Raw genomic sequence first — 21,382 nt, forward strand, 5'->3', positions numbered from 1 at the left:
TCTTCCGTCCGACTTCCGCTCAGCGCTTCTTCCGCTTCGCTTCTTTCGTCCGGCGGGGCGCGCCTTCTACTTCGTTTCCTGCCGCCCCGTCAACTCACCGGCCAACTTATTTTCGCTGTCAGTCCCCTGCTTGCTCCTCGGCCCGCCGTGCTGCCTTCGGTCCGATTCGTTCCAGGGGGCGCGGCTTCTACCTCTTCGCCGCCTCTCGTGTCAACCACCTGCGAGAGCCCTTCATTCCTTCTACCGCTCACTGGCCCTGCTTCCATTGAAGACAGGATCGCCCTTCCAACCCACCACCGCCCGCCGTGCTCCACACCCCTCAACCGCCGGGGACGCGCCTTCTAGATGTCAGCCAGGCGCTTGTCAACCACCCAACATTCCTGCCGGGCGCGACGTGGGGCGGCTTATCCACCAACTCCCTGAGCGACGCAAGAACTCTTCCGTTCTCTGCCGCCCGGCGCCCCGTCATTGGGAGAAACCCCAGGGCCCCCGCGCCTTATTTCTTCGTCAGCGCCCCGTGTCCGCCGCAGGTGCTTTTTCCAGCTTCAACATCGAGAGCTCTACCCGCCCCCGTCTGCAGCGCTCCGCCACCACCACCGAGCGCAGTTCCTGGAAGGCCCGCTCGAAGTCATCGTTGAGCACGATGTAGTCGTACGAGGCAGTCCCTCGCTCGATCTCCGAGCGGGCGGCCAGCATGCGGCGGCGGATCGTCTCGTCGGAGTCCGTCTTCCGGTCCCGCAGGCGCCGCTCCAGCTCTTCCATCGAGGGCGGCAGCACGAAGATCAAGACCGCGTCGGGGTGCTTGCGCTTGATTGCCTGCCCGCCCTGAACGTCGATGTCGAAGATGGCGACGCCCTTGCGGGCCCTGGCCTCCTCCACCACGGACTGCGGACTTCCATAGAAGTGGCCGTGCACTTCGGCCCACTCGACGAACTCGCTGCGCTCGATCTTCTCCTGGAACGTGGCGACATCCACGAAGTGGTAGTCGACTCCGTCCTGCTCTTTGCCCCGCGGCCTGCGCGTGGTGTAGCTCGCCGAGAAGATGGTGTTCGGCACTTCCTTGAGCAGCCGGTGCGACAACGTGGTCTTTCCCGCTCCCGAGGGCGCGGAGAGAACCAGCAACAACCCTGGGTGAAGTGACGTGGGCTCGTTCATTCGACGTTCTGCACCTGTTCACGGATGCGTTCGACTTCAGCTTTCATCGACACCACGCGCGTGGAGATCTCCGCGTGCTGGCTCTTGGAGCCCGTCGTGTTCACCTCGCGGTGCATCTCCTGGACGAGGAAGTCCATGCGGCGGCCCGCAGGCTCATTGCTCGCCATCAGGGCCCGGAATTGCTCCAGGTGGCTGGCCAGGCGCGTGACTTCCTCCGCGATGTCCGTCCGCTCCGCGAACATGGCCACTTCCTGGGCCAACCGTTGCGGCTCTACCGCGATGCCCCGGGCCAGCTCCGCCACCCGCTCGGTCAAGCGCTGCCGGTAGTCTTCCACCGCCCGGGGCGCCAGGGCCGCCACCTCGCGGCTCCATCCCTCGATGAGCTTCAGCCGGGCATCCAGGTCGGCCCGGATGGCCTCCCCTTCCACCTGGCGCATCTGCTCCAGCGCCCCGAGGGCCTGCTCCAGGGCCGTGAGGACCGCCTTGCTGGCGGACTCCACGTCCATCCCCTTCTCCTCCAGCCGAATCACGCCCGGCTGGGTGGAGACCTGGGTCCAGGACACTTCCGTGGGAGAGCCCAACGCCGAGGCCAGCTCGCGGAAGGCGCGCGCGTACTCCCGCGCCAGCGCCACATCCACTATTGGCACCGTGCCCGAGGCGGTGACCACCTGCCGCTTCACCTGCACTTCCACCGAGCCTCGGGCCAGCCGGTCCTTGACCTGCTTCACCACGCCCGCCTCGAGCGCCGACAGATCCCTGGGCAGCCGGGCCTTCACTTCGCAAAACTTGTGGTTGAGCGAACGAACCTCCACGGAGACTTCTTCGTCCCCTACCCGTGCGCGTCCCGCTCCAAACCCGGTCATGCTCTTGAGCATTGAGAAGGTTGCTAGGGGCTTTTGGCCATCAGGTCAAGCTGCCTCCTCGCTTCCGCTCTGGTAAGGTCCGCCCCCCCATGCCCTGGTACAAGCGGCTTGAGTTGTGGGCGAAACTCGCGCTGACCTTCGTGGCCTCCGCCCTCTTGTGGCGCCCCGGCCGCCGACGCCCCCCTGGAGCCCCGCTCCCTCCCCCCCGGAAGATCCTCCTCGTGCGTCCCGACAACCGGGTCGGGGAAGCCCTGCTCACCACCCCCTTGCTGCGCACCTTGAAGGAGCTGACCGGTGGCTCCCCTCCCCTGGTCCATGTCCTCGTGCATGCCAAGGTCGCCCGGGCGCTCGCGGGGCATCCTTCTCTTGATGCCCTCATCTCGTTTGACCGCCGGCGGCTTTGGCTCGGGGCCCTCGCCCCTGGCATTCAGGCCCTGCGCCGCGAGCGCTATGACGTGGTGGTGGACTGCGCCAACTGGGAGGCCCCGTCCGTCACGTCGGCCATCGTCTCCCGGCTCGCCGGCCCCCGGGCCGTGGTCATCGGCCCCCAGGTCTGGCCTGTGTCCCTGCTTCACTCGCTTTCTGTCCCTGCCCGGGCCGGGACCCGGCGGGAGGCCGCTCAGCGCGCGCACCTGCTCACCCCGTTGACCGGGGGCCGCATCATGGATGGCCTGTCCTTCCGGGAGCCGAACGTCGGCGAGGGCTTCCGCACCTACCTTCAGGGGCTCCCCAGCCTGTGTGCCATGGTGAATCCCGGGGGACGTCTGGGGGAGCGCCGCATCCCTCCCGAGGCCTTCGCCGCCGCGGCCCGGGCCCTGCTCGCCACCGGCCGCCAGCCCATCATTGCCTGGGGTCCTGGAGAGGAGGCCCTCGCCCAGACCGTGGCGAAGGGGGCTCCCGGCGCCTGGGTGGCCCCCGCCACGAACCTGGATGAGTTGGCCGCCCTCATGCGGGCCGCGGGGCTCACCGTGACCAACAACACCGGGCCGATGCACCTCTCCGTGGCCGTGGGGGCGCCCACCTTGGGGCTCTTCCTCCGCATGGACATGGAGCGCTGGGGCCATCCCGCCCCTCCGCACCGGATGGTGGACCTCACCTCGGAGATCCATTCGAGCGCAGGCCTCGAGGCTCGCGTCTTCGAGGAGGCCCGCTCCTTCTCCGTGGGGCTCCTGGAGCGGACTGCTTAGCCCTTGCCGCCCTCCCGGCCCGTGCGCCGGGCAATCTCCGTCGTGCTGTGGTTCTTCGGGTCTCCCGCGACCGCGGTGCGGCCCCCGTAGGCCCGCACTTCGTCCGCCTCGGGGATGGTGTCCGGCGTGTAGTCCGTGCCCTTCACGTGCACGTCCGGCTTCAACGCCCGGATGATGGGCCTCACGTTCGGCTCGTCGAAGAGGAGCACCCGGGTGGTGCAGTCCAGCGCCGCCACCAGCTCCGCCCGCTCGGCCTCCGGGATGTAGGGCCGCCCGGGTCCTTTATAGGCCCGCGTGGAGGCATCCGAGTTCACCGCCACCACCAGCACATCCGCCAGCTCCCGCGCCCCTTGCAGGTACCGCACGTGCCCCACGTGCAGGAGATCGAAGATGCCGTTGGCCAGGGCCACCGTCTTGCCCTCCGCCCGCCACCGCTCCCGCTCCTCCGCCACCTGGGCCAGGGTCTGGAGCTTCTCCAGCGTGCTCATTTCACGCCTCGCAGTTCCCCGAGCAGCTCGTCCCGGGACACCGTTGCCGTGCCCTGCTTCTGCACCACCAGCGAGCCCGCCACGTTGGCCAGCCTTGCCGCCTCGCCAAAGCTCGCCCCCGCCGCCACCGCCAGCGAGAAGGTCGCAATCACCGTGTCTCCGGCCCCCGTGACGTCCACCGCCTCCTTCGCCCCGTGCACCGGAATCAGGTCCACCCCTCCGGTCTCGTCGAAGAGCGCCATCCCGTGCCGCCCCCGCGTCACCAGCAGCGCCTTGCACCCCAGCCGCTTGAGCGCCGCCTGCCCCGCTTCCCTCAGGTCCGACTCCGTCCGCAGCGGCCTGCCCGTGAACACCTCCAGCTCGGGCTCGTTCGGCTTGCAGACCGTGACGCCCGTGAAGGCCGCCAGCGTGTAGCGGCTGTCCACGCACACCGGCATCCCGTCCCCTGCCAGCCGCTTCAGCACCTCTCGCACCTCTTCTCCCACCACCCCCGCCCCGTAGTCCGACACCACCACCGCATCCGCGTCCTGGGCCGCCTTCTCCACGAGCCGCGCCAGCGTCTTGCGCAGCCTCGGCGGCAGCGGGCCTCGCTGGCCCCGGTCCACCCGCAGCATCTGCTGGCGCGTCGTGCTCATGCCTCCTGCCAGGATGCGCGTCTTGGTCTCCGTCTGGATGCCCCGCGCCCCCGCCGCGCTCACCCGGATCCCCGCCGCGCTGAACAGCCGCCGCAGCGCCCGCCCCATCTCGTCCACCCCCAGCGCCCCCACCGCCGTCACCTGGCCCGACAGCGCCCGGACGTTCGCGGCGACGTTCGCCCCTCCCCCGAGTTTCACCTCCGTGGACTCGTGTCGGACGATCAGCACCGGCGCCTCCCGGCTCACCCGGTCCGTCTGTCCATAGATGTAGCGGTCCGCGACGAGATCCCCGACCAGCAGCACCCGTTTGCGCCCGAAGCTCTGGGGGAGCTGGAGCAGCGAGGACAGTGCGCGCGGGGTCGAACCTGTGGCCATGGGGAGCGCCTTGTCCCACAGCCCCTGGCTCCCCTCAAGTCGAAGGGCCTCTCACCTCAGCCCCAAGGCCTCCCGGAGCAAGGACTCCCCTTCCAGCACCTCCACCCCGAGGCGGACCTGCCAGGCCGGGAAGTCTCGCGGCAGGCGCACGGCGTCCTTTTCGGTCGTGACCAGCCGGAGCCCCTGACGGCGGGCCCTCGCTTCGGTGTCCTGGAGCTCCCCGTCCGTGAACCGGTGATGGTCTGGAAAGAGGGCGGTGTCCCGGACCTCGGTTTCCAGTTGGTTCAGCGTCCGCAGGAAGCTTCCTGGGCGGGCCAGTCCCGCCAGCGCCAGGACCGGCACCCCCCGCAGGGCTTCCGGCGGGTGCACGTGTCCCTGGGGGTCGACCCAGGCCGAGGGGTGGTAGCGCGTTCTCACCCGCCGCTCTGGCAGCGGGGGAAGGTTCGCGGTGGGCCCTGACGCGGCCCGGACCCAGATGAGGGTGGCGCGTTTCAGCGCGGAGAGGGGCTCCCGGAGGGGTCCCCGGGGCAGCAGGCGCCCGTTGCCGAAACCCACGGCTTCGTCCACCACCACCACGTCCTCGTCCCTCGCCAGTTGCCGGTGCTGGAAGCCATCGTCCAGGAGCACCACCTCCAGGCCGAACTCGTCCCGCGCCCGGCGCGCCAGCGTCCGGCGGTCCGCTCCGACCAGCACCCGGACCTCTGGGCACCGGCGGGCCAGCAGGAGGGGCTCGTCGCCGGCTTCCTCGACCGAGGGCAGCGGCTCCGCGCCCGTGAAGCTCAGGGGCTCCTTCGACACGCGGCCATAGCCCCGCGTGAGAATGCCGACCTTCCGGCCCGCCTTCACCAGGGTCTCCGAGAGGTGGAGGACCGCAGGCGTCTTGCCTGTTCCTCCCACGTTCACGTTCCCCACGGACAGGACCCGGAGCCCCTCGATGCGCTCGCCCTTCCAGAGCTGGTGGTCGTAGAGCGACTTCCGCACCCGGACGCCCAGCCCGTAGCCCCAGGCCAGCGCCGTCACGGGCGCCAGCAGGGCCCGCCGGCTCCAGGGCTCGGGGTGCGGCGGATAGAAGAGCCGCTCAATCGCCGTGGGCCCTTCCGTGCTCACCGGGCCCCCCGGAGCCGCTCGTAGAGCGCCAGGACGTCCTGCGCGATCCGCTGGTTGGACGGATGGGCCACGAGCGCCTTGTGTCCCGACAGGGAGGCCTCCACCACCGCCTCGGGCGTGAGCTGGGCAACCCGCACATCCGCCAGCGAGGGCAAGGCGCCCTCTTCCACTGCCACCACCCGGACCCCACACGCCCGGGCCTGGGCCGCGGCCCGGCCGCTCCAGTCATTGCCCAGGCCCAGGATCCACACCTCGTCGAGCGCCTGGAGCCATTTCACGAAGGAGGGGCCCTGCTGGTACCCAGCGAAGTGGACCCGCTCCTGAATCCCCAGCCCGGCCACCTTCTGGCGGATGGGCGCCTCCAACTGGCCGTCTCCCACCAGCACCAGCCGGGCTTCCGGTTGCTGCCGCAGCAGCCGTGCAAAGGCTTCCACCCCGAGCTCGTGCCGCCTTGAGGGCTGGAACGTCGAGACCATTCCCACCAGCGGTGCGCCTTCCACCGCCAGGTCCTCGCGCCAGCGCTTCCGGTCTTCCGCAGGCCGGAACAACGGGTCCACCAAGGGGGGCAGGACCCGCACCGTGTGGCCCTTGAGCCGGGGCACCTCCGACGAGGCGGGCACCGTGTAGGCGTCCGCCTTCGGCAGGGAGGACCGGATCGACCTCGGGGCATGCACCGAGCGGACGAGCACCGCCCCCTTGGGCTTGGACCAGCGCGCCAGGAGGTGATCGTGCGTGAAGTGCGTGTGCACCACGTCCAGGGCACGGGCGCGCAGCATCCGCGAGTCCTTCCAGAACCTCCAGGGCGAGGACTTCACGGACAGCTCCAGGCCTCCCGCGTCCAGCAGTCCCAGGGCCTCGAACCTCGGCACTGCGGGCTCCTCCGCCCCCACCTGCGTGCGCTTACGGTCCACCGCCACCGTCACTTCGTGCCCGGCCTCCCGTTGCGCCAGGGCCAGCAGGGCCACGTTCTCCGCGGGGCCACTCCAGAACGGGCTTGCCAGCAGGTGGAGGATTCTCACCGGCCGCCCTCAGCCCGCCAGCAGCGAGTCGTAGAGGTTCTGGAGCGCCTGGGCCTCGTGCTCGACGCCGCACTTGCCCTGCGCGTGCTCGGCCGCGTTCCGTCCCACCGCCTGCGCCCGCTGGGGCTCGCGCATCAACATGTCCAGCAGCTCCCGCATCCCCTTCACGTCTCCCGGCTCGAAGAAGAAGCCCGTCCGGCCGTGCTCGATGAGCGTGTCCAGGTACTTCAGCCGGCTCGACACCACGCAACACCCCGAGGCCATCGCCTCGATGTGCACCATCGAATAGCCTTCCGTGTACGAGGGGTGCACCAGGATGCTCAGGCCCTGGTACCAGGGAGACACCACCTGCTGCTCCCCTGGCATCACCAGCCGGTTTCCCAGTCCCTCGCACAGCGAGGCAATCCACTGCGCGTCCTTCCCCTTGGCCAGTCCCACCAGGGCCGCCGTCCATTCCGGATGGGCGGGCAGCAGGGGCCGGATGGCCTCGACGAAGTCTCCCTGGCCTTTCGGCTGCCGGATTCGCCCCACCACCCCCACTCCGTAGCGTCCGCCCACGCCCAGCTTGCGCCAGGCCTCGTCTCGATTCTCTGGCGGACGGAAGCGGCCCAGGTCGATCCCGTGGTGGACGATCGTCGCGGGCAGGGCGATGGCCTCCACCCCTTCGCTTGTGAGCGCCACCACCGCATCCGCGTTCCGTGCCAGCCAGCGGGTGTAGGCGCTCGCCTTCTGCGATGCGTGCCGGGTGACGACCAGCTTCACCTTTCTGCCCAGCAGCCGCAGCAGCAGCCCCACCACCAGCTCGTTGTTCCGGTGGGCATGCCACACCAGGGGCTCCCGCCGCAGCCGGCTCCAGAGCTCACCCCAGCGGATTCGCGGCAAGGTGGGCTCCAGGTGTGGCCCGATGGTGCGGGTCTCCGTGCCTCGCGCCAGCTCCCGCACCACGGTCTCCACGTGGCGCGAGATGCCCGTGTACCTCCGGTGGAAGTGGGGATGAATCACCAGGGACATGCCTTACTCCTGCTTTTCCATGGGAGGGGAGGACGCCTGGGCCAGGAGCGCTCCCATGTGCTCCACGTTTCGCCGGCTCGCCCCGGAAATCTGGCTCACCGTCTGCCGCGCTTGTGCCCCGAGCGCATGGAGGGCTTCCGGCCGGGACAGCAGCTCCGACACCCGGCGGTAGAGGTCCTCCGCATCCTGGACTTGGAGGCCTCCGTGCCCCTCCAGCACCTGCACGCTGTCCCGGAAGTTGTCCATGTGCGGCCCGTAGAGCACCGGCTTGCCCTGCCCCGCAGGCTCCAGGATGTTCTGTCCGCCCCGCTTCGTGAACGAGCCCCCGACAAACACCAGGGTGGCCAGCCGGTACGCCCGCCCCAGCTCCCCCATCGTGTCGAGCACCACCACCTGCCCGCCTTCGGGATTGCCCTTCGATCTCAGCCCTGCCGTCAGCCCCGCTTCCCGGGCCAGCCCCAGGATGCGCTCGGCCCGGTCGATGTACCTGGGCGCAATCACCAGCCGGATCCCGGGATGCGCCGGGAGCAGGCGGCGGTACACGGACAGGAGCGGGGCCTCTTCGCCCTCGTGGGTGCTTCCCGCCATCAGCACCTGGCCACCCTCGGGCAGCCCCAGCGCCCGCCGCAGCGCCTCGTCCTCTGGGGCCGGGGCCGCCGTCAGGGCGTCGAACTTCGTGTTTCCCGTGACCCAGACGCGCGCCTCGGGCGCTCCCAGGTGCCGGGCCCTTCCGGCCTCTTCTTCCTGACGCATCAGGAACAGGTCCATGTCCCGGAGCGGATTGCCGATCAGCGCGAAGAGCCACCGGTACTTGCCCAGGTTCTTCGGCGAGAAGCGCCCGTTGGTCAGCGCGATGCCCACGCCCTGGCGCTTCGCCGCACGGATGAGGTTGGGCCAGATCTCCGTGTACTCCAGCACCAGCAGGTCCGGCTGGATGGCCTTCACCGCCCGGCGCGTGGCGCCCCACAAGTCGTAAGGGGCGTACACCACCCCGTCGATCTGCTTCGCCAGCCGGTCCCTCGCCATCAGGAAGCCCGTGTTCGTCGTCGTGGAGAGCAGGATCCGGCAGCCCGGAAAACGCTCCCTTAGCGGCCCGAACATCGGCGAGAGCGCCAGCAGGTCTCCCGCGCTCGCCCCATGGAGCCAGAGCATGGGCCCGGGGCCCTTCGGCAGCACGCCCGGCGCGTAGAACCCCAGCCGCTGCCCCAGCCCATGGCGCGTCTTCCGGTACACCGAGAGCACCGGGAACAGGAGCGCGAAGAGCGCGTAGCTGGCGAGGATGTACAGGAGGCGCATGGACGGCGCCCCGTCCTCTATCAGATGCCCGCGTCCCGTGGCAGCACGCGCACCAGCCCCGGCACAATCCACGGCTTCCACTCCGAGCCGAAGAACCGTCCCGGTGCCAGCACCCAGGCCTCAATCTGGAGGACGCCCTCCGAGGTCAGCTCCACCGACGTGCCGTCCTGCAGCACCCGGCCCGCCCCGCGTGCCTCCACCCGGACGGTGCCCTGTGCATGCGGCGGCAGCCGGACCCGGAGCACATCGCCCACGTGGGCCTCGCGCCGCGCCGTCACCGGGCCCTCAATCGCGAACCCCATGGGCTCGCCCAGCGCCCGGAAGGCGCAGATCGCCTGGGTGCTCGCCAGCCCCTGGACCACCTGCGCGGCCGCGGCATTGGGGTCCCTGGACAGGGGCTCGGACAGTGCGGCGGGCGGCAGGTACATGGCCAGGGACTGGAAGACGTCCTCGTAGCGCGGCTGCCCGTGCGCGTCGTGGGAGCAGAGGATCCGCTTCGGGCGGTCGTGGGAGAGCTCCAGCAGCTTCTCGGAGACCTCGGGCTGGGGCATCACGAGCGTCATCACCCCGTGCACGGGATTGATGAGGTACGCGCCCACGGCCGGCAGCAGCCGGGAGAACGGATGGCGGACCGCGTCCCGGAAGAAGGTATCCGCAGAGTACAGCTCGAAGCCCTGAGCCTGCAGGGCGCTCTCGGGGTCTCTCCAGGGGTTTTTCTGCTGCACCGGGTGCGCGAGCACGCTGAAGCCGCCGGCGATCTCCACCGCCCTCACGCCCTCCTGCTTCGCGCGCTCCCCGTCCAACGGCACCCGCAGGCCCATGGCCACGAGGTGCCCGTACCGCGTGGAGATCTCCACGCCCGGCACCAGCAGCACCCCCTCCACGAAGGCGGGCTCGCGCAGGGTGAAGTCGTTGTGGTCCGTCATCACCACGAACTGGAGGCCCGCCGCCTTCGCTGCGGCCGCGACGTCCTTCTCGGTGCCCCGGCCATCCGAGCGCTCGGTGTGAACGTGGAAGGCGCCGCGCGGCCACGCCGGGATTCCCGTGTGGGTGGGCACCACCGGGTAGTCCACGAAGAGGGCCGCGAAGGTGAAGAAACCGACGTAGCCCACCCCCAGCAACACCAACCCCACGAGCGCCCGCAGGAGCTTTCCCGCCACAACCCCCAGCTTCATGCCGCTCCCCGCTCCGAGCCTACCGTTTGAAGGTTCCACAGCGCCGCGTACCGCCCCCCCGCGCGCAGCAGGTCCAGGTGGTGCCCGCTCTCGACGACGCGCCCCGCCTCCACCACGTGGGTGAGGTCCGCACCCGTCACCGTCGAGAGCCGGTGGGCAATCACGAGCGCCGTCCTTCCGGGCAGCACCGCCGCCAGCGCGGACTGCACCTCGCGCTCACTCTCCGGATCCAGGCTGCTCGTGGCCTCGTCCAGCACCAGCACCGGGGCCCGCGACAGCACCGCCCGGGCAATGCACAGCCGCTGCCGCTGGCCCCCGCTCAGCGTCACCCCGCGCTCGCCGATGCGGGTGTGGTAGCCCTCGGGCAGCGCCCGGATGAAGCCGTCCGCGTGGGCCACCCGCGCCGCGGCTTCGACTTCTTCGAGCGTCGCCTCCGGCCGGGCAAAGCGCAGGTTGTCCAGCACGCTCCCCGAGAAGAGCAGCGGCTCCTGCGTCACCAGCGCGAACTGCGCGCGCACCGTGGAGGCCAGGTACCGGTCCGCATCCACCCCGTCCAGCAGCAGGCGGCCCGACTGCGGCCGCTCGAAGCGCAGGAGCAGCGCCGCCACCGTGCTCTTGCCGCCCCCACTCGGCCCCACGAGCGCCGTCACCTTGCCTACCGGCAGCTCCAGCGTCAGCCCGTCCAACGCGCGGCGCGCACCATAAGAGAAGTGGATGTCCTCGAACCGCAAGGACCGGGTCAGCGGGGGCGCCGCCACGGCATCGGGCGCGTCCTCCACGGGGTGGCGCAGGTCCAGCAGTGCGAAGAGCCGCTCACCGGCCGCCCCCGCCTGCATCGCGAACTGCGTCACCCGGCCCAGGTCCTTCACCGGCTGGTACACCAGGATGACCGCCGTGAGCAGCGACAGGAGCGCCTCGGGCTCCATGGCCCGCGTCGCCGCCGTGTAGGCCAGCGCCCCCGCGAGCGCTGCCGCTGCCAGCACCTCCATCAGGCCCGGCACCCCGCCCCGCGCCCAGGCCGCACTCACCACCGCCTCCTCGTGGGCCTTGGTGTGGGCCGAGAACCGCTCCAGCTCCGCCGCCTGGCCGTTGAAGGCCTGGATGGTCCGCAGCCCCCCGAGCCCCTCGTGGAGCTGGCCCGCGAGGTGCCCCAGCTGGGCCTGGCCCTCCCGCGTGCCCCGGAGCGCCTTCTTCGTGAGCCGCGAGGCCGGCAGCACCGCCAGGGGGATGACGGCCAGCATCAGCCCGCCCAGCACGGGGCTCATCGACAACGCCACGCCCGCGAGCACGATGACCTGGAGCGAGTCGCGCAGGTAGGAGCCCACCGTGTACATCGCCGCCCACTCCACCGCGGTCATGTCCGCGGAGAAGCGGCTGAGCAGGTCTCCCGTCCGCTCGCGCGAGAGCTGGGAGGGCGACAGGGCCGTGAGGCGCAGGAACAGCTCGCGCCGCAAGTCCCTCACCACCCGCTGGGCGAACAGGCCCATGAAGAAGAACTGCCCCAGGTAGCCCACCCCTTTGAACACCCCCACGGCGATGACCAGCACGGGGAAGCCCCAGAGCGCCGCCTCCCGGGGCAGCGTCGAGAGCCAGGGAATGGCATGCGGCCCGGAGAACCCCTCCGTCCCGCCCGAGAGCAGGAACCCCAGCGCGGGCCCCATCAGGAACGCGTAGGCCCCCGTCCCCAGCCCCAGCAGCACCATGCAGGCCAGGGCCGCCCCGAGCACGCCCACGTGGGGCCGACCGTAGTGGAGCAGGCGAAGCAGCGCGGTGCCCGTGCGCATCAGCGGCCCACCTTGCGCAGCGCGGCCTTGGCCAGCTGCGACTGCGGGTTGAGCTCCAGCACCCTCAACAGCCGCTTGCGCGCCGCCGAGTCGTCTTCCAGATCATTGTCGATGATGGCCGAGATGATGTGCGCCCGTTCCAGCTGGGGCTCCAGGGAGAACGCCCGCTTGAGCACCTTCTGCGCCGCCTTGGCCCGCTCCTTCAGCGGCCCCGTGGTGGCCAGGTACGTGGCCCACGCCAGGTAGCAGTGGTACTCGGGCTCGCGCGGGTTGAGGTCCACCGCCTCCTCGAACACTTGCAGCGCCGTGCGGTAGTCCTTGCGCTTGAGGGCCATGGCCCCCCGGCGGATGAGGATCTCCGCCTCCACGTGAATGGTGCTCACGCGCCCCGCGTTCAGCCTCGGCAGCAGGTACTGGAGGTACGCCTTGCGCTTCTCCTCCACCGAGAGCACCCGGTAGGAGGCCGACAACCGCTCCTGCACCGAGTCGAGCACGTCCTCCAGGTCCGAGAGATCGAACTCCGCGTAGGCGTCCGGGTGGAACTTCATCGCCGTCTCGTTGTAGGCGCGCTCCACCCCCTCGCCGTCCGCGGCGATGTCCAGCCCCAGGCTCCGGAAGTAACTGCTGGTGATGATCTTCAGCGCGCCCTCGCGCAGCGCCGCCGCCGTCTCCGCCGGGAGCGGCTTGCGCTTGCGCTTGGCGAGCACCTCGGGGAACGCCGAGAGCGCCTCGCCCTCCACCACCACGGGGGTGGGCGAGAACGTCAACGCCCCGGTGAGCTGGAGGTACCACACCAGCGAGTACCCGCTGCGCAGGTCCCCTCGCCCGTAGGCCAGCAAGTCCCTCAACAGCAGCCGGCCGTTGATCTGCATGGCGATCTTCAGGTCTTCCGTGTCCAGCCCCAGCACCGGCAGGTCCTTGCTGAAATCCGGCGAGCGCGCGGGGTACTCGCCCAGGTGCTTGCGCAGGGGCGCGGCCACCACCTTGAGCGGAAACGCCCTCCGGGCCCCTTCCAGCGCGGGCGCCAGGGCAGGAATCTCCACCGTGGCCACCTCCCGCTGGAATTCGTCTCCCGCGTAGAAGGCGAAGCGCCCCTCGCGCATTCCCACCACCTGCGCCACCCGGTCCCGGGTGTAGTCCCGGAGGATTTGCAGCAGCTCCTCGCCCGCCGCCTCCACGCCCGCGTCCGCCAGGGCCGCGCCAATCCGCAGCCCCGAGCCCAGCGCCTGGACGAGGGGCTCCGCCTGGGCCGGGGTGATGAGCTTGCGCTCCAGCAGGAAGGCGGGCAGCCCGTCCTGGGAGGAAGTGGAGTCGAAGTTCACCGCCCCGCCCCGGGCGAAGAACACCCGCCGGGAGAGCTCCCGGCTGGCCACCACCAGCATCCCATCCCGGCGCTGCCGGAAGAGCACGTGCAGCAGCGCGGGCAAGGGGTAGCCCTTGAGGTCCCCCGCCACCACCGCCGCGCGGGAGAACATCATCTCGAGGCCCGTGGTGGGCACCACGGCCTTCGCCGCGCTCACCAGGGCGTCCAGCCGGGGCGCCAGCTCCCCGGGCTTGAGCGGATCCGGGATGTAGGCGTCCACCTTGACGTCCGCCACCGCCGCCAGGCCGCGCGCCTTGCCCAGGTGCCCCTTGTCGATGATGGCCAGGGGGACCCGGCTGCCCTGGCGGTGGGCACGGATGAGCTGGCCTACATGCCCTCCTTCCAGGCGAGGCAGGTCCACCGCCAGCACCACGACGTCCGGATTGCCCGCCGCGAAATGCTCCATGGCCGAGGCCGGGTCGGACACCGCCCGCACGGTGTACCCAGCTTGGGAGAGCAGTCCGGTGAGGTGCTCGAGCGTAGGAGGGTGGCTCTCGGCCAGCAGGAGCGTCTTCAAAGGCGGTCCGGAGTCTACACACATTTCCCCGGCGCGCTTCAGTTACGATAAGCCGTTGCCGATGACCGCCCCCCAGATTCTCGTCGTGACGGGCGAGGCCTCCGGCGATGCCCACGCCGCCGAGCTCGTCGCCGCCCTCCAGGCCCGCCGCCCCGATCTCCGGTTTTTCGGCATGGGAGGCGCGCGCCTGGCCTCTCACGGCGTGGAACTCCTCTATAGCGCCCAGGAGGTGTCCGTCATGGGCATCACCGAGGTGCTGCCCAAGATTCCCCGCATCCTTCAGATCCTCAAGGGGCTGGCCGAGGCCGCCGCGGCGCGCCGCCCCGCCTGCGCCATCCTGGTGGACATCCCCGACTTCAACCTGCGCCTGGCCGCCAAGCTCAAGGCCCTGGGCATCCCCGTGGCCTACTACATCTCCCCGATGATCTGGGCCTGGCGCCGGGGGCGGGTGAAGACCATCCGCAAGCTCGTGGACCGGATGCTCTGCATCCTCCCCTTCGAGGAGGAGTTCTACCGGGAGTCCGGGGTGAATGCCCGCTACGTGGGCAGCCCCGTCGTGGAGCAGGTGCCCGCCCCCGAGAGCCCCTCCACGTTCCGCCAGCGCCTGGGCCTGCGCCCCGAGGCCCCCACGCTCGCCCTGCTCCCCGGCAGCCGGATGAGCGAGGTGCGCCGGTTGCTGCCCGACATGGTGAGCGCCGCCCAGCAGCTCGCCCACGAGCGTCCGGGCCTGCAGATCGTCGTCCCGGTGGCGCCCACCATCCCCCGTGAGGAAATCACCTCGCGCTTCGAGGGCAGTGGCCTGTCCCCCACCCTCGTGGAGGGCCGCGCCCCCGAGGTGGTGGGGGCCAGCGACGCGGCCATCGTCGCCTCCGGCACGGCGGTGCTGGAGGCCGGGTTGATGCAACGCCCGCTGGTGGTCGTCTACCGCGTGTCGCTCATCACCTACTGGGTGGGCCGGATGATGCTGAAGGTGGCCCACGTGGCCCTGGTGAACCTGCTGGCGGGCCGCCGGCTCGTGCCCGAGCTGCTCCAGGGCGACATGAAGCCCGAGCGCATCGCCGCCGAGGTCCGCCGGGTGTGGGTGCCAGGCGCACCCCGGGAAGAGATGATTCAGGGGCTGGAGGAGGTGCGCGGCCGGCTGGGCGGGCCGGGCGCCGCGGTGCGCGCGGCGGAGGCGGTGCTGGAGCTGCTGCCCCCCGCGGCCAAAGTTTGAGGGTGAGGGGGACGCCGGCTCTGCTATGTCCGCCGCGCCATGAACCGAGCGCTGGTCTGCATCCCCACCTATAACGAGGCGGAGAACATCGAGCCCATCACCCGGGCGGTGCTCCTCACCGAGCCGCGGGTGGACATCCTCATCGTCGATGACAACTCGCCGGATGGGACGGGGCAGATCGCCGACAGGCTGGCGGCCCAGGAGCCCCGCATCCGCGTGCTCCACCGGGCGAAGAAGGAAGGGCTGGGCCGCGCGTACCTTGCCGCCTTCCGCTGGGCGCTCGACGCGGGCTACCCCTACATCATCGAGATGGACGCGGACTTCAGCCATGATCCGCGGCACCTGCCCACGCTGCTGGACGCGGCCGAAGCGGGCGCGGACCTGGTGCTGGGCTCGCGCTACGTGACGGGCGGGGGCACGGTGAACTGGGGCGTCGGCCGGCAGCTCATCAGCCGCGGCGGCTCGCTCTACGCGCGCTCCATCCTCGGGGTGGGCATCCAGGATTTGACGGGCGGCTTCAAGTGCTTCCACCGCCGGGTGCTGGAGGGCCTCGAGCTCGGCCAGGTGCAGAGCACCGGCTACGCCTTCCAGATCGAACTCACCTACCGCACCCTCAAGAAGGGCTTCACCGTGAAGGAAGTGCCCATCATCTTCGAGGACCGGCGCGTGGGGCACTCGAAGATGAGCCGGAAAATCTTCCTCGAGGCCCTCACCATGGTCTGGCGGCTGCGCCTGGGGGTGTAAGGGTCATGGCCGAGTACCTGACCCACTTCCTGGTCTCGCTCTCCGCGGTCTTCTTCGTGGTGGACCCCATCGGCGTGGTGCCCATCTTCCTGGCCATCACCGCGGGAGACTCCGCCGAGAAGATGCGCCGCACCGCCCTGCGCGCCTGTCTGGTGGCCTGCGGGCTGCTGCTCTTCTTCGCCATGTTCGGCGGCGTCATCTTCCAGGTGTTCGGCGTGTCCCTGGCGGCCTTCCGGATCGCCGGCGGCATCCTCCTGCTCATCACCGCGCTGGACATGCTCCGGGCCCGCCCCACCGAGACGCGCACCAGCCGCACCGAGGAACAGGAGGGCGCCACCAAGGAGGACGTCGCGCTCGTGCCGCTGGCCATGCCCCTGCTCGCGGGCCCGGGCGCCATCGCCTCCGCCATGGTGCTCATGGCCAAGGGGGACACGCTGCTCATGTCCGTGCCCGTGCTCGCGGCCATCGTGCTGACCTTCGTGGCCAGCTACTTCATCCTGCGCGCCTCGCACTTCGTCCAGCGCGCGCTGCGGCAGTCCGGCGTCGCCATCCTGGAGCGCGTGATGGGGCTCATCCTCGCGGCCATCGCCGTGCAGTTCATGGCCGATGGCGCCAAGGATCTGCTCGGGCGCTGAAGCACCTCAGTCGGTCGCGGCCACCCAGCCCCCGGAGGAGACACGCCGGACGATGCCCTGGGGCGCGCCCTCCATGGACAGCTCCTCGGGGCCCGCCCGGCGGGCGTCATACGTGTAGCCGTCCGGCGTCTCCTGCAGGTAGAGCACCAGCCCGCGCTGGGCGAACTGCCGCACCACCCGGAACGACAGGCTGCTGCACGCCGGGGTGTCTCCGGCGAAGAAGCGCTCCAGCATGCCCTCGTCCGGCTTGCGCACGAAGACCATCACCGGCACGGACGCCTCGCGCCCCTCGACGGTCAGCTCCTCGACGTACCGGGAGGGAACCGGCTCGCGCAGCAGCGTCTGGACCAGCAGGCACTTGCCGTTCTCTTCGGCCTGGAGGTGCTGGGCGGCCGTCTGGGTGTGCGAACAGCCCACGGCGGTGAGTCCAAGCGCGGCGGCAAGAGCAAGGCGGTTCATCCGTCGGTTCCTCCAGGGAAACTTCACAGCTTCCGCCACTGCGGCGGGAAAGGGGATTGGGTCAACACCGGCTCGTCCACCGCGAGGATGTACTCGGCGCGGCGGTTGCCCACCTCGGCCGTCTCGTCAGGGGTGCGCACGGCCGGGGCCTGCTCGCCAAAGCCTTCGTAGAAGAGGGGCACGCGCAGCCCGCGCTTGTGGAAGTACGCGGCGATGCTCCGGGCCCGCTGCAGGGACAGCTCGCGGTTGGCCGCCGTGGCCCCCACCGTGTCGGTGTGCCCCAGCACATACAGGCGCAGCGAGGCGAAGCGCCCGTAGCGGGACACGGCCTCGGCGATCCGGGCGTGGCTCTGGTCCAGCTTGCCCCGCTCCCCCGCAGCAATGTCCGCGCTGCCCGAGGCGAAGTTCACCTCCTCGTGCGGAATGTCCACCTGCCAGGGGAAGAGGTCCACGCTCGCGAAGAAGTCCGAGGTGTCATACGCCTGGAGCGAGATGCGCAGCACCCGGCCTTCCGCCGGGGGCCAGGTGACGGTCAGCGGCGTCCCCGCCGCCTCGCCCTGGAAGGGCACCTCGCCGTCGAACGCCTTCTTCCCGGAGTCCATCAGCACCGTCAGCTTGGCGCGGCCCGCGGGCCGGGACAGCGTGAAGCGCAGCTGGCGCGCGGTCAGGTCCAGGTCCTCCTTCGACACGCTCAGCTTCGGCGGCCCCAGCAGCTCCGCGTCGAACGACAGCGGCATCGTCCCGGGCTCGGAGCCGTCCGCGAAGCGCAGCGTCAGCGTGCCCTCGTAGTGAAACCGGCCCTCGGGCTGCTCCAGGGGCACGGCGCGGACCGTGCCGGGCTTGCCGCCGCCGGACACCGACACCGTCTTGCCATCAGAGCGCTTCAGGTTCACGTCGAACCCGGCGATGGGCTCCAGGATGTGGACCTTCAGCGCGAGGGTGCCCTGCCCCAGCAGCGCCCGGCCCTCGAGGGAGACCTGGATGGCCTCTCCCGCGGACGCAGGCAGCGAGGCCAGCCCCAGGCAGAGCATGAGGAGACGAACAGTCATGGAGAGAGGCGACCCCAGCATGCCGGTGGCTGGCAACAAAGGCTCCCGAAGAGGAAATTCCCGGAACAGAACGGTAGGACGGCGCGCCGATTCAGCCCATGGGCCCTTCGAGGGCCCCCTTCCGCCCGCTGGAGAACACCCCTCAGGGAATGCCCACCACCGTGATGCCTTCCGCCTCGGCCCGGGAGAACAGGGCCGGGGTCTCCAGGAGCACGGTCTTCCCCGCCTCCAGCGCCAGCACCGTGGCCCCGACCTCCGCCATGACCTCCAGCGTGCGCGGGCCCGCCGCCGGCAGATCGAACCGCAGATCCTGCCCGGGCTTGCAGCGTTTGACGACCACCGCTCCCTTGCCCCCCAGCTTCCCACCCCGGCGGATGGCCTCGTCCGTCCCCTCGACGGCCTCCAACGCCAGGACGTTCCCCCCCCGGACCACCACCGTCTGTCCCACATCCGCCTTCCCCAGCAGGGAGGCCACCTCCACCCCCAGCGCCACATCCTTCTCCTGGGCGGGGTGCAGCCGGGGGCCCGCGAGGTGGCCCGGCGGGCACATCACCTGGGCGAGGTAGTCGGTGGGGGCCACGATGGTGACGCCGCTCGCCTCGAAGTGTTCCGCCACCGCGCGCAGCAGCGCATCGTCCCGGAGGCTGCGCAGCCGCGAGAGGATGCGGACCGCGCCCAGGTCCGGCCGGGCCTCGGTGAGCGCCCGTACGCGGCCAATGCCCCCGGCCATGGCGGCCCGGGACACCGAGGCCTTCTGGAAGGTGCGGACAATGCGGCCCACCTGGCCGAGCCGCACCCAGGTGAAGGAGGCGACTTCCGCCTCCAGGGATGGATCCGTCTCGCCGCGGTGGGCCACGGCGACGACTTCCATGCCCCGGGCACGCGCCTCCCGGGCGAACAGGAAGGGCAACTGGCCGTTGCCCGCGATGAGGCCGATGCGCTCCACGGTCCGGGGCTCCGCCACAGCGGACTAGCGCGTCAGCCCGCGCTTGCTCTGGCGGATGAACTGAATGAGGTGGTCCACCTCGGGGTGGCCGCCCAGCTCCGTCTGGAGCCGCTCCAGGGCCTCGGCCACGCCGAGCTTGGAGCGGAAGACGACCTTGTAGGCCTCCTTCACGCGGCCAATCTGCTCGGAGGTGAAGCCATGCCGCTCCAGGCCCACGGTGTTCAGCCCGGCCAGCTCCGCGCGGTCGCCCTGGGCCACGCAGTACGGGGGCACGTCCATCACCACCATGGAGCCGCCCGCCACGAAGGCATGCTTGCCCACGCGCGTGAACTGGTGCACCGCCGTCAGCCCCGAGAAGATGACGTGGTCCTCCACATGCACGTGCCCGGCGATCGCGGAGCCCTGGCCCAGGATGCAGCCGTTGCCCACCACGCAATCGTGCGCCACGTGGCTGCTGCCCATGAAGAGGTTGCGGTTGCCGATGCGCGTGGCGCCCCCTCCTCCAGCCGTGCCGATGTGCATCGTGGTGAACTCGCGGATCTGGTTCTCGTCGCCCAGGACGAGCTCGGTGTCCTCGCCCCCGTACTTCAGGTCCTGCGGGGCCGCGCCCAGGGCGGCGAACTGGAACACCCGGTTACGGGCTCCCAGCGTCGTGCGCCCCTCGATGACGGCGTGAGGGCCCACGCGCGTCTCCGGACCAATTTTCACCTTGGGTCCAATGACCGAGAACGCGCCAATCTCCACCGTCTCGTGGAGCTGCGCATCCGGGTGGACCACCGCCGTGGGGTGAACCTGAGCCATGCCGTCTCTCCTCTTCCATCCCGCCAGCTAGGTCGCCGGCTCCGCGGCGGTCCTCGAGTCCTTGTCCACCACCGTGGCCAGGAACTCGCCTTCCGCGACCTTCACGCCGTCCACCGAGGCCGTCCCCTTCGTCTTCCAGACGGACCCCTTGTGGCGCAGCACCTCGATGCCCAACTCCAACCGGTCCCCGGGAACCACCGGCTTGCGGAACTTCGCGTTGTCCACCCCCATGAGGTAGGCAACCTTGTTCTCCGGGTTCATGCTCTCGCTCTTGTAGGCCAGGATGGCCGTCGCCTGCGCCAGCGCCTCCAGGATGAGCACCCCCGGCATCACCGGGTGACCCGGGAAATGGCCGTTGAAGAAGGGCTCATTGATGGTGACGTTCTTGTAAGCCGTGAGCTTCTGGCCCTCGACGAACTCCACCACCCGGTCCACCAGCAGGAACGGGTAGCGATGGGGCAGCAGCCGCTGAATCTCGCCAATGTCCATCATCCGCCCTTCTCCTTCTCGAGCAGTTCCACCCTGCGCCGCAGGGCTCGTACTTCCTTGAGCAGGTCCCCGAGCTGGCCCACCGCCGCCGAGGCCCGCAGCCACTCGCGATGGGGGACGGCAGGGCTTCCCGAGACGATCTGGCCATCCTCGACATCCTGCGCCACGCCGGACTGGGCCCCGACCTTGGCCAGGTCTCCCACCCGGATGTGGCCCACCACGCCCACCTGCCCCGCCAGCACCACGCCGGTGCCCACCTCGGCGGAGCCCGAGACGCCCGCCTGCGCGCAGATGAGCGTCAGCGGACCGATCTTCACGTTGTGCGCCAGTTGCACCAGGTTGTCGAGCTTCGTGCCCCGGCCCACCACGGTCTCGCCGATGGTGGCCCTGTCGATGCACGTGCAGGCCCCCACCTCCACGTCGTCCTCGATGCGGACGATGCCGGTCTGGGGGATCTTGAAGTGCTGCGGCCCGTTCTCGCCCTCGGCGTCGAAGGCGAAGCCAAAGCCGTCGGCGCCCACCACGCAGGAGGCGTGGAGGATGACGCGCGAGCCGACCACGCACCGCTCGCGCACGGTGACGTTGGGGTAGACGGTGCAGTCCTCGCCGAGGCTCGCCGCCTCGCCCACGTAGGCGCCCGGGTAGAGCACGGTGCGGGCCCCCACCGAGGCGCCCTTCTCCACGGAGGCCCCGGCCATCACCACGGCCTCGGGGTGCACGCGCGCCTCGGGGTGCACGTGCGCACCGGGCCGGATGCCCGCCGCGGGGCGCTCGCGCACATCGAAGAGCGTCAGCAGCCGGGCGAAGGCCAGGTGGGGGTTGCTCACGCGGATGAGGGCCAGGCCCTCGCGCGCGGGCGCGTCCCGGCCGACCAGCACGGCCGAGGCCCGGGTCGCCTCGAATTGCCGGCGGTACCGGGTGTTGCCATAGAAGGACACGTCCCCCGGGCCCGCCTCGGCGAGCCCGTTGAGGCCGTGGATCAGCAGGCCGGCATCCCCGAGCAGCTCACCGCCCACGTGGGTGGCAAGCTCGCCGAGCCGGCGGGGTGTGGAGGTGTGGCTCACGGGCGTG

21 protein-coding genes are annotated in these 21,382 nt (G+C 70.6%); 4 read left to right on the plus strand and 17 right to left on the minus strand.

Annotated elements, in window-relative coordinates:
* Window positions 1-507 precede the first annotated feature (507 nt).
* Together gmk and KY661_RS31645 are read right to left on the minus strand one after the other, a co-directional pair.
* Complete coding sequence (gene gmk / locus KY661_RS31640; RefSeq protein WP_225413758.1) at window positions 508-1,155, minus strand: guanylate kinase; 648 nt, start codon at window positions 1,153-1,155, stop codon at window positions 508-510.
* Window positions 1,152-2,030, minus strand: a complete 879-nt coding sequence (locus KY661_RS31645; protein ID WP_225413759.1) for a YicC/YloC family endoribonuclease — start codon at window positions 2,028-2,030, stop codon at window positions 1,152-1,154. The genes gmk and KY661_RS31645 overlap by 4 nt, the downstream gene beginning before the upstream one ends.
* 77 nt (window positions 2,031-2,107) lie before the next feature.
* On the opposite strand from KY661_RS31645, the gene KY661_RS31650 reads away from it, so the two are divergent.
* A complete protein-coding gene (locus KY661_RS31650) occupies window positions 2,108-3,205 on the plus strand; it encodes a glycosyltransferase family 9 protein (protein WP_225413760.1) in 1,098 nt (365 codons plus the stop codon).
* Here KY661_RS31650 and KY661_RS31655 read toward each other — a convergent pair.
* The 9 genes from KY661_RS31655 to KY661_RS31695 are packed head-to-tail and all read right to left on the minus strand — an operon-like array spanning window position 3,202 to window position 13,975.
* Window positions 3,202-3,693 carry an adenylyltransferase/cytidyltransferase family protein gene (locus KY661_RS31655; RefSeq protein WP_225413761.1) on the minus strand — a complete coding sequence of 164 codons (492 nt, stop codon included), beginning with the start codon at window positions 3,691-3,693 and terminating at the stop codon, window positions 3,202-3,204. The genes KY661_RS31650 and KY661_RS31655 overlap by 4 nt on opposite strands.
* Entirely contained in the window at window positions 3,690-4,703 is a 1,014-nt protein-coding gene (locus tag KY661_RS31660) for a bifunctional heptose 7-phosphate kinase/heptose 1-phosphate adenyltransferase (RefSeq protein ID WP_225413762.1), read from the minus strand. The genes KY661_RS31655 and KY661_RS31660 overlap by 4 nt, the downstream gene beginning before the upstream one ends.
* Before the next feature lie 51 nt (window positions 4,704-4,754).
* Window positions 4,755-5,810 carry a tetraacyldisaccharide 4'-kinase gene (gene lpxK, locus KY661_RS31665; RefSeq protein WP_225413763.1) on the minus strand — a complete coding sequence of 352 codons (1,056 nt, stop codon included), beginning with the start codon at window positions 5,808-5,810 and terminating at the stop codon, window positions 4,755-4,757.
* Window positions 5,807-6,829 carry a glycosyltransferase gene (locus tag KY661_RS31670; protein ID WP_225413764.1) on the minus strand — a complete coding sequence of 341 codons (1,023 nt, stop codon included), beginning with the start codon at window positions 6,827-6,829 and terminating at the stop codon, window positions 5,807-5,809. The genes lpxK and KY661_RS31670 overlap by 4 nt, the downstream gene beginning before the upstream one ends.
* Before the next feature lie 9 nt (window positions 6,830-6,838).
* Window positions 6,839-7,840 (minus strand): glycosyltransferase family 4 protein, encoded by a 1,002-nt coding sequence (locus KY661_RS31675; protein WP_225413765.1) that lies wholly within the window; start codon window positions 7,838-7,840, stop codon window positions 6,839-6,841.
* Window positions 7,841-7,843: 3 nt separating this feature from the next.
* Window positions 7,844-9,136 carry a 3-deoxy-D-manno-octulosonic acid transferase gene (locus tag KY661_RS31680; RefSeq protein WP_225413766.1) on the minus strand — a complete coding sequence of 431 codons (1,293 nt, stop codon included), beginning with the start codon at window positions 9,134-9,136 and terminating at the stop codon, window positions 7,844-7,846.
* 20 nt (window positions 9,137-9,156) lie between these two features.
* Window positions 9,157-10,311, minus strand: coding sequence for a PHP domain-containing protein (locus KY661_RS31685; protein ID WP_225413767.1), 1,155 nt, complete (start codon window positions 10,309-10,311; stop codon window positions 9,157-9,159).
* The gene (locus KY661_RS31690) at window positions 10,308-12,095 is read right to left on the minus strand and encodes an ABC transporter ATP-binding protein (protein WP_225413768.1); all 1,788 of its coding nucleotides are present in this window, start codon (window positions 12,093-12,095) and stop codon (window positions 10,308-10,310) included. The genes KY661_RS31685 and KY661_RS31690 overlap by 4 nt, the downstream gene beginning before the upstream one ends.
* Entirely contained in the window at window positions 12,095-13,975 is a 1,881-nt protein-coding gene (locus KY661_RS31695; RefSeq protein ID WP_225413769.1) for a DUF4388 domain-containing protein, read from the minus strand. Before KY661_RS31695 ends, KY661_RS31690 begins: the two co-directional genes overlap by 1 nt.
* A 61-nt stretch (window positions 13,976-14,036) precedes the next feature.
* Between KY661_RS31695 and lpxB the strand changes: the two genes are divergently transcribed.
* From lpxB to KY661_RS31710, 3 genes are read left to right on the plus strand one after another with little or no spacing between them, the layout of a single operon-like run.
* Complete coding sequence (gene lpxB, locus KY661_RS31700; protein ID WP_225413770.1) at window positions 14,037-15,188, plus strand: lipid-A-disaccharide synthase; 1,152 nt, start codon at window positions 14,037-14,039, stop codon at window positions 15,186-15,188.
* 39 nt (window positions 15,189-15,227) lie between these two features.
* The gene (locus tag KY661_RS31705; RefSeq protein WP_075011220.1) at window positions 15,228-15,932 is read left to right on the plus strand and encodes a polyprenol monophosphomannose synthase; all 705 of its coding nucleotides are present in this window, start codon (window positions 15,228-15,230) and stop codon (window positions 15,930-15,932) included.
* A 5-nt stretch (window positions 15,933-15,937) separates the two neighbouring features.
* Complete coding sequence (locus KY661_RS31710) at window positions 15,938-16,567, plus strand: MarC family protein (RefSeq protein WP_225413771.1); 630 nt, start codon at window positions 15,938-15,940, stop codon at window positions 16,565-16,567.
* A gap of 6 nt (window positions 16,568-16,573) precedes the next feature.
* On the opposite strand, the gene KY661_RS31715 is transcribed toward KY661_RS31710, so the two are convergent.
* The 6 genes from KY661_RS31715 to lpxD form a co-directional block, all read right to left on the minus strand.
* The gene (locus KY661_RS31715; RefSeq protein WP_225413772.1) at window positions 16,574-17,026 is read right to left on the minus strand and encodes a hypothetical protein; all 453 of its coding nucleotides are present in this window, start codon (window positions 17,024-17,026) and stop codon (window positions 16,574-16,576) included.
* Between the two features lie 23 nt (window positions 17,027-17,049).
* The gene (locus KY661_RS31720; RefSeq protein WP_225413773.1) at window positions 17,050-18,075 is read right to left on the minus strand and encodes an OmpA family protein; all 1,026 of its coding nucleotides are present in this window, start codon (window positions 18,073-18,075) and stop codon (window positions 17,050-17,052) included.
* A 142-nt stretch (window positions 18,076-18,217) separates the two neighbouring features.
* On the minus strand, window positions 18,218-19,021 hold the full coding sequence (locus KY661_RS31725; RefSeq protein WP_225413774.1) for an LpxI family protein: 804 nt from the start codon (window positions 19,019-19,021) through the stop codon (window positions 18,218-18,220).
* A 24-nt stretch (window positions 19,022-19,045) separates the two neighbouring features.
* Entirely contained in the window at window positions 19,046-19,822 is a 777-nt protein-coding gene (gene lpxA / locus KY661_RS31730) for an acyl-ACP--UDP-N-acetylglucosamine O-acyltransferase (protein ID WP_225413775.1), read from the minus strand.
* Window positions 19,823-19,849: 27 nt separating this feature from the next.
* The gene (gene fabZ, locus KY661_RS31735; protein WP_075011237.1) at window positions 19,850-20,311 is read right to left on the minus strand and encodes a 3-hydroxyacyl-ACP dehydratase FabZ; all 462 of its coding nucleotides are present in this window, start codon (window positions 20,309-20,311) and stop codon (window positions 19,850-19,852) included.
* Window positions 20,311-21,375 (minus strand): UDP-3-O-(3-hydroxymyristoyl)glucosamine N-acyltransferase, encoded by a 1,065-nt coding sequence (lpxD, locus tag KY661_RS31740; protein WP_075011216.1) that lies wholly within the window; start codon window positions 21,373-21,375, stop codon window positions 20,311-20,313. Before lpxD ends, fabZ begins: the two co-directional genes overlap by 1 nt.
* Window positions 21,376-21,382: the final 7 nt, after the last annotated feature.

Source organism: Allostigmatella hybrida, from assembly GCF_020103775.1.
Taxonomy (GTDB): domain Bacteria; phylum Myxococcota; class Myxococcia; order Myxococcales; family Myxococcaceae; genus Hyalangium; species Hyalangium aurantiaca.

Excerpts from the sequence above, each read along its gene's own strand:
- KY661_RS31720 (WP_225413773.1), bottom strand. The coding sequence starts at position 18,075 with ATGACTGTTCGTCTCCTCATGCTCTGCCTGGGGCTGGCCTCGCTGCCT.
- gmk (WP_225413758.1), bottom strand. The coding sequence starts at position 1,155 with ATGAACGAGCCCACGTCACTTCACCCAGGGTTGTTGCTGGTTCTCTCC.
- KY661_RS31710 (WP_225413771.1), top strand. The coding sequence starts at position 15,938 with ATGGCCGAGTACCTGACCCACTTCCTGGTCTCGCTCTCCGCGGTCTTC.
- KY661_RS31675 (WP_225413765.1), bottom strand. The coding sequence starts at position 7,840 with ATGTCCCTGGTGATTCATCCCCACTTCCACCGGAGGTACACGGGCATC.
- KY661_RS31690 (WP_225413768.1), bottom strand. The coding sequence starts at position 12,095 with ATGCGCACGGGCACCGCGCTGCTTCGCCTGCTCCACTACGGTCGGCCC.
- lpxB (WP_225413770.1), top strand. The coding sequence starts at position 14,037 with ATGACCGCCCCCCAGATTCTCGTCGTGACGGGCGAGGCCTCCGGCGAT.
- lpxA (WP_225413775.1), bottom strand. The coding sequence starts at position 19,822 with ATGGCTCAGGTTCACCCCACGGCGGTGGTCCACCCGGATGCGCAGCTC.
- KY661_RS31660 (WP_225413762.1), bottom strand. The coding sequence starts at position 4,703 with ATGGCCACAGGTTCGACCCCGCGCGCACTGTCCTCGCTGCTCCAGCTC.
- KY661_RS31685 (WP_225413767.1), bottom strand. The coding sequence starts at position 10,311 with ATGAAGCTGGGGGTTGTGGCGGGAAAGCTCCTGCGGGCGCTCGTGGGG.
- KY661_RS31645 (WP_225413759.1), bottom strand. The coding sequence starts at position 2,030 with ATGCTCAAGAGCATGACCGGGTTTGGAGCGGGACGCGCACGGGTAGGG.
- KY661_RS31705 (WP_075011220.1), top strand. The coding sequence starts at position 15,228 with ATGAACCGAGCGCTGGTCTGCATCCCCACCTATAACGAGGCGGAGAAC.
- KY661_RS31655 (WP_225413761.1), bottom strand. The coding sequence starts at position 3,693 with ATGAGCACGCTGGAGAAGCTCCAGACCCTGGCCCAGGTGGCGGAGGAG.
- fabZ (WP_075011237.1), bottom strand. The coding sequence starts at position 20,311 with ATGGACATTGGCGAGATTCAGCGGCTGCTGCCCCATCGCTACCCGTTC.
- KY661_RS31715 (WP_225413772.1), bottom strand. The coding sequence starts at position 17,026 with ATGAACCGCCTTGCTCTTGCCGCCGCGCTTGGACTCACCGCCGTGGGC.
- KY661_RS31680 (WP_225413766.1), bottom strand. The coding sequence starts at position 9,136 with ATGCGCCTCCTGTACATCCTCGCCAGCTACGCGCTCTTCGCGCTCCTG.
- KY661_RS31650 (WP_225413760.1), top strand. The coding sequence starts at position 2,108 with ATGCCCTGGTACAAGCGGCTTGAGTTGTGGGCGAAACTCGCGCTGACC.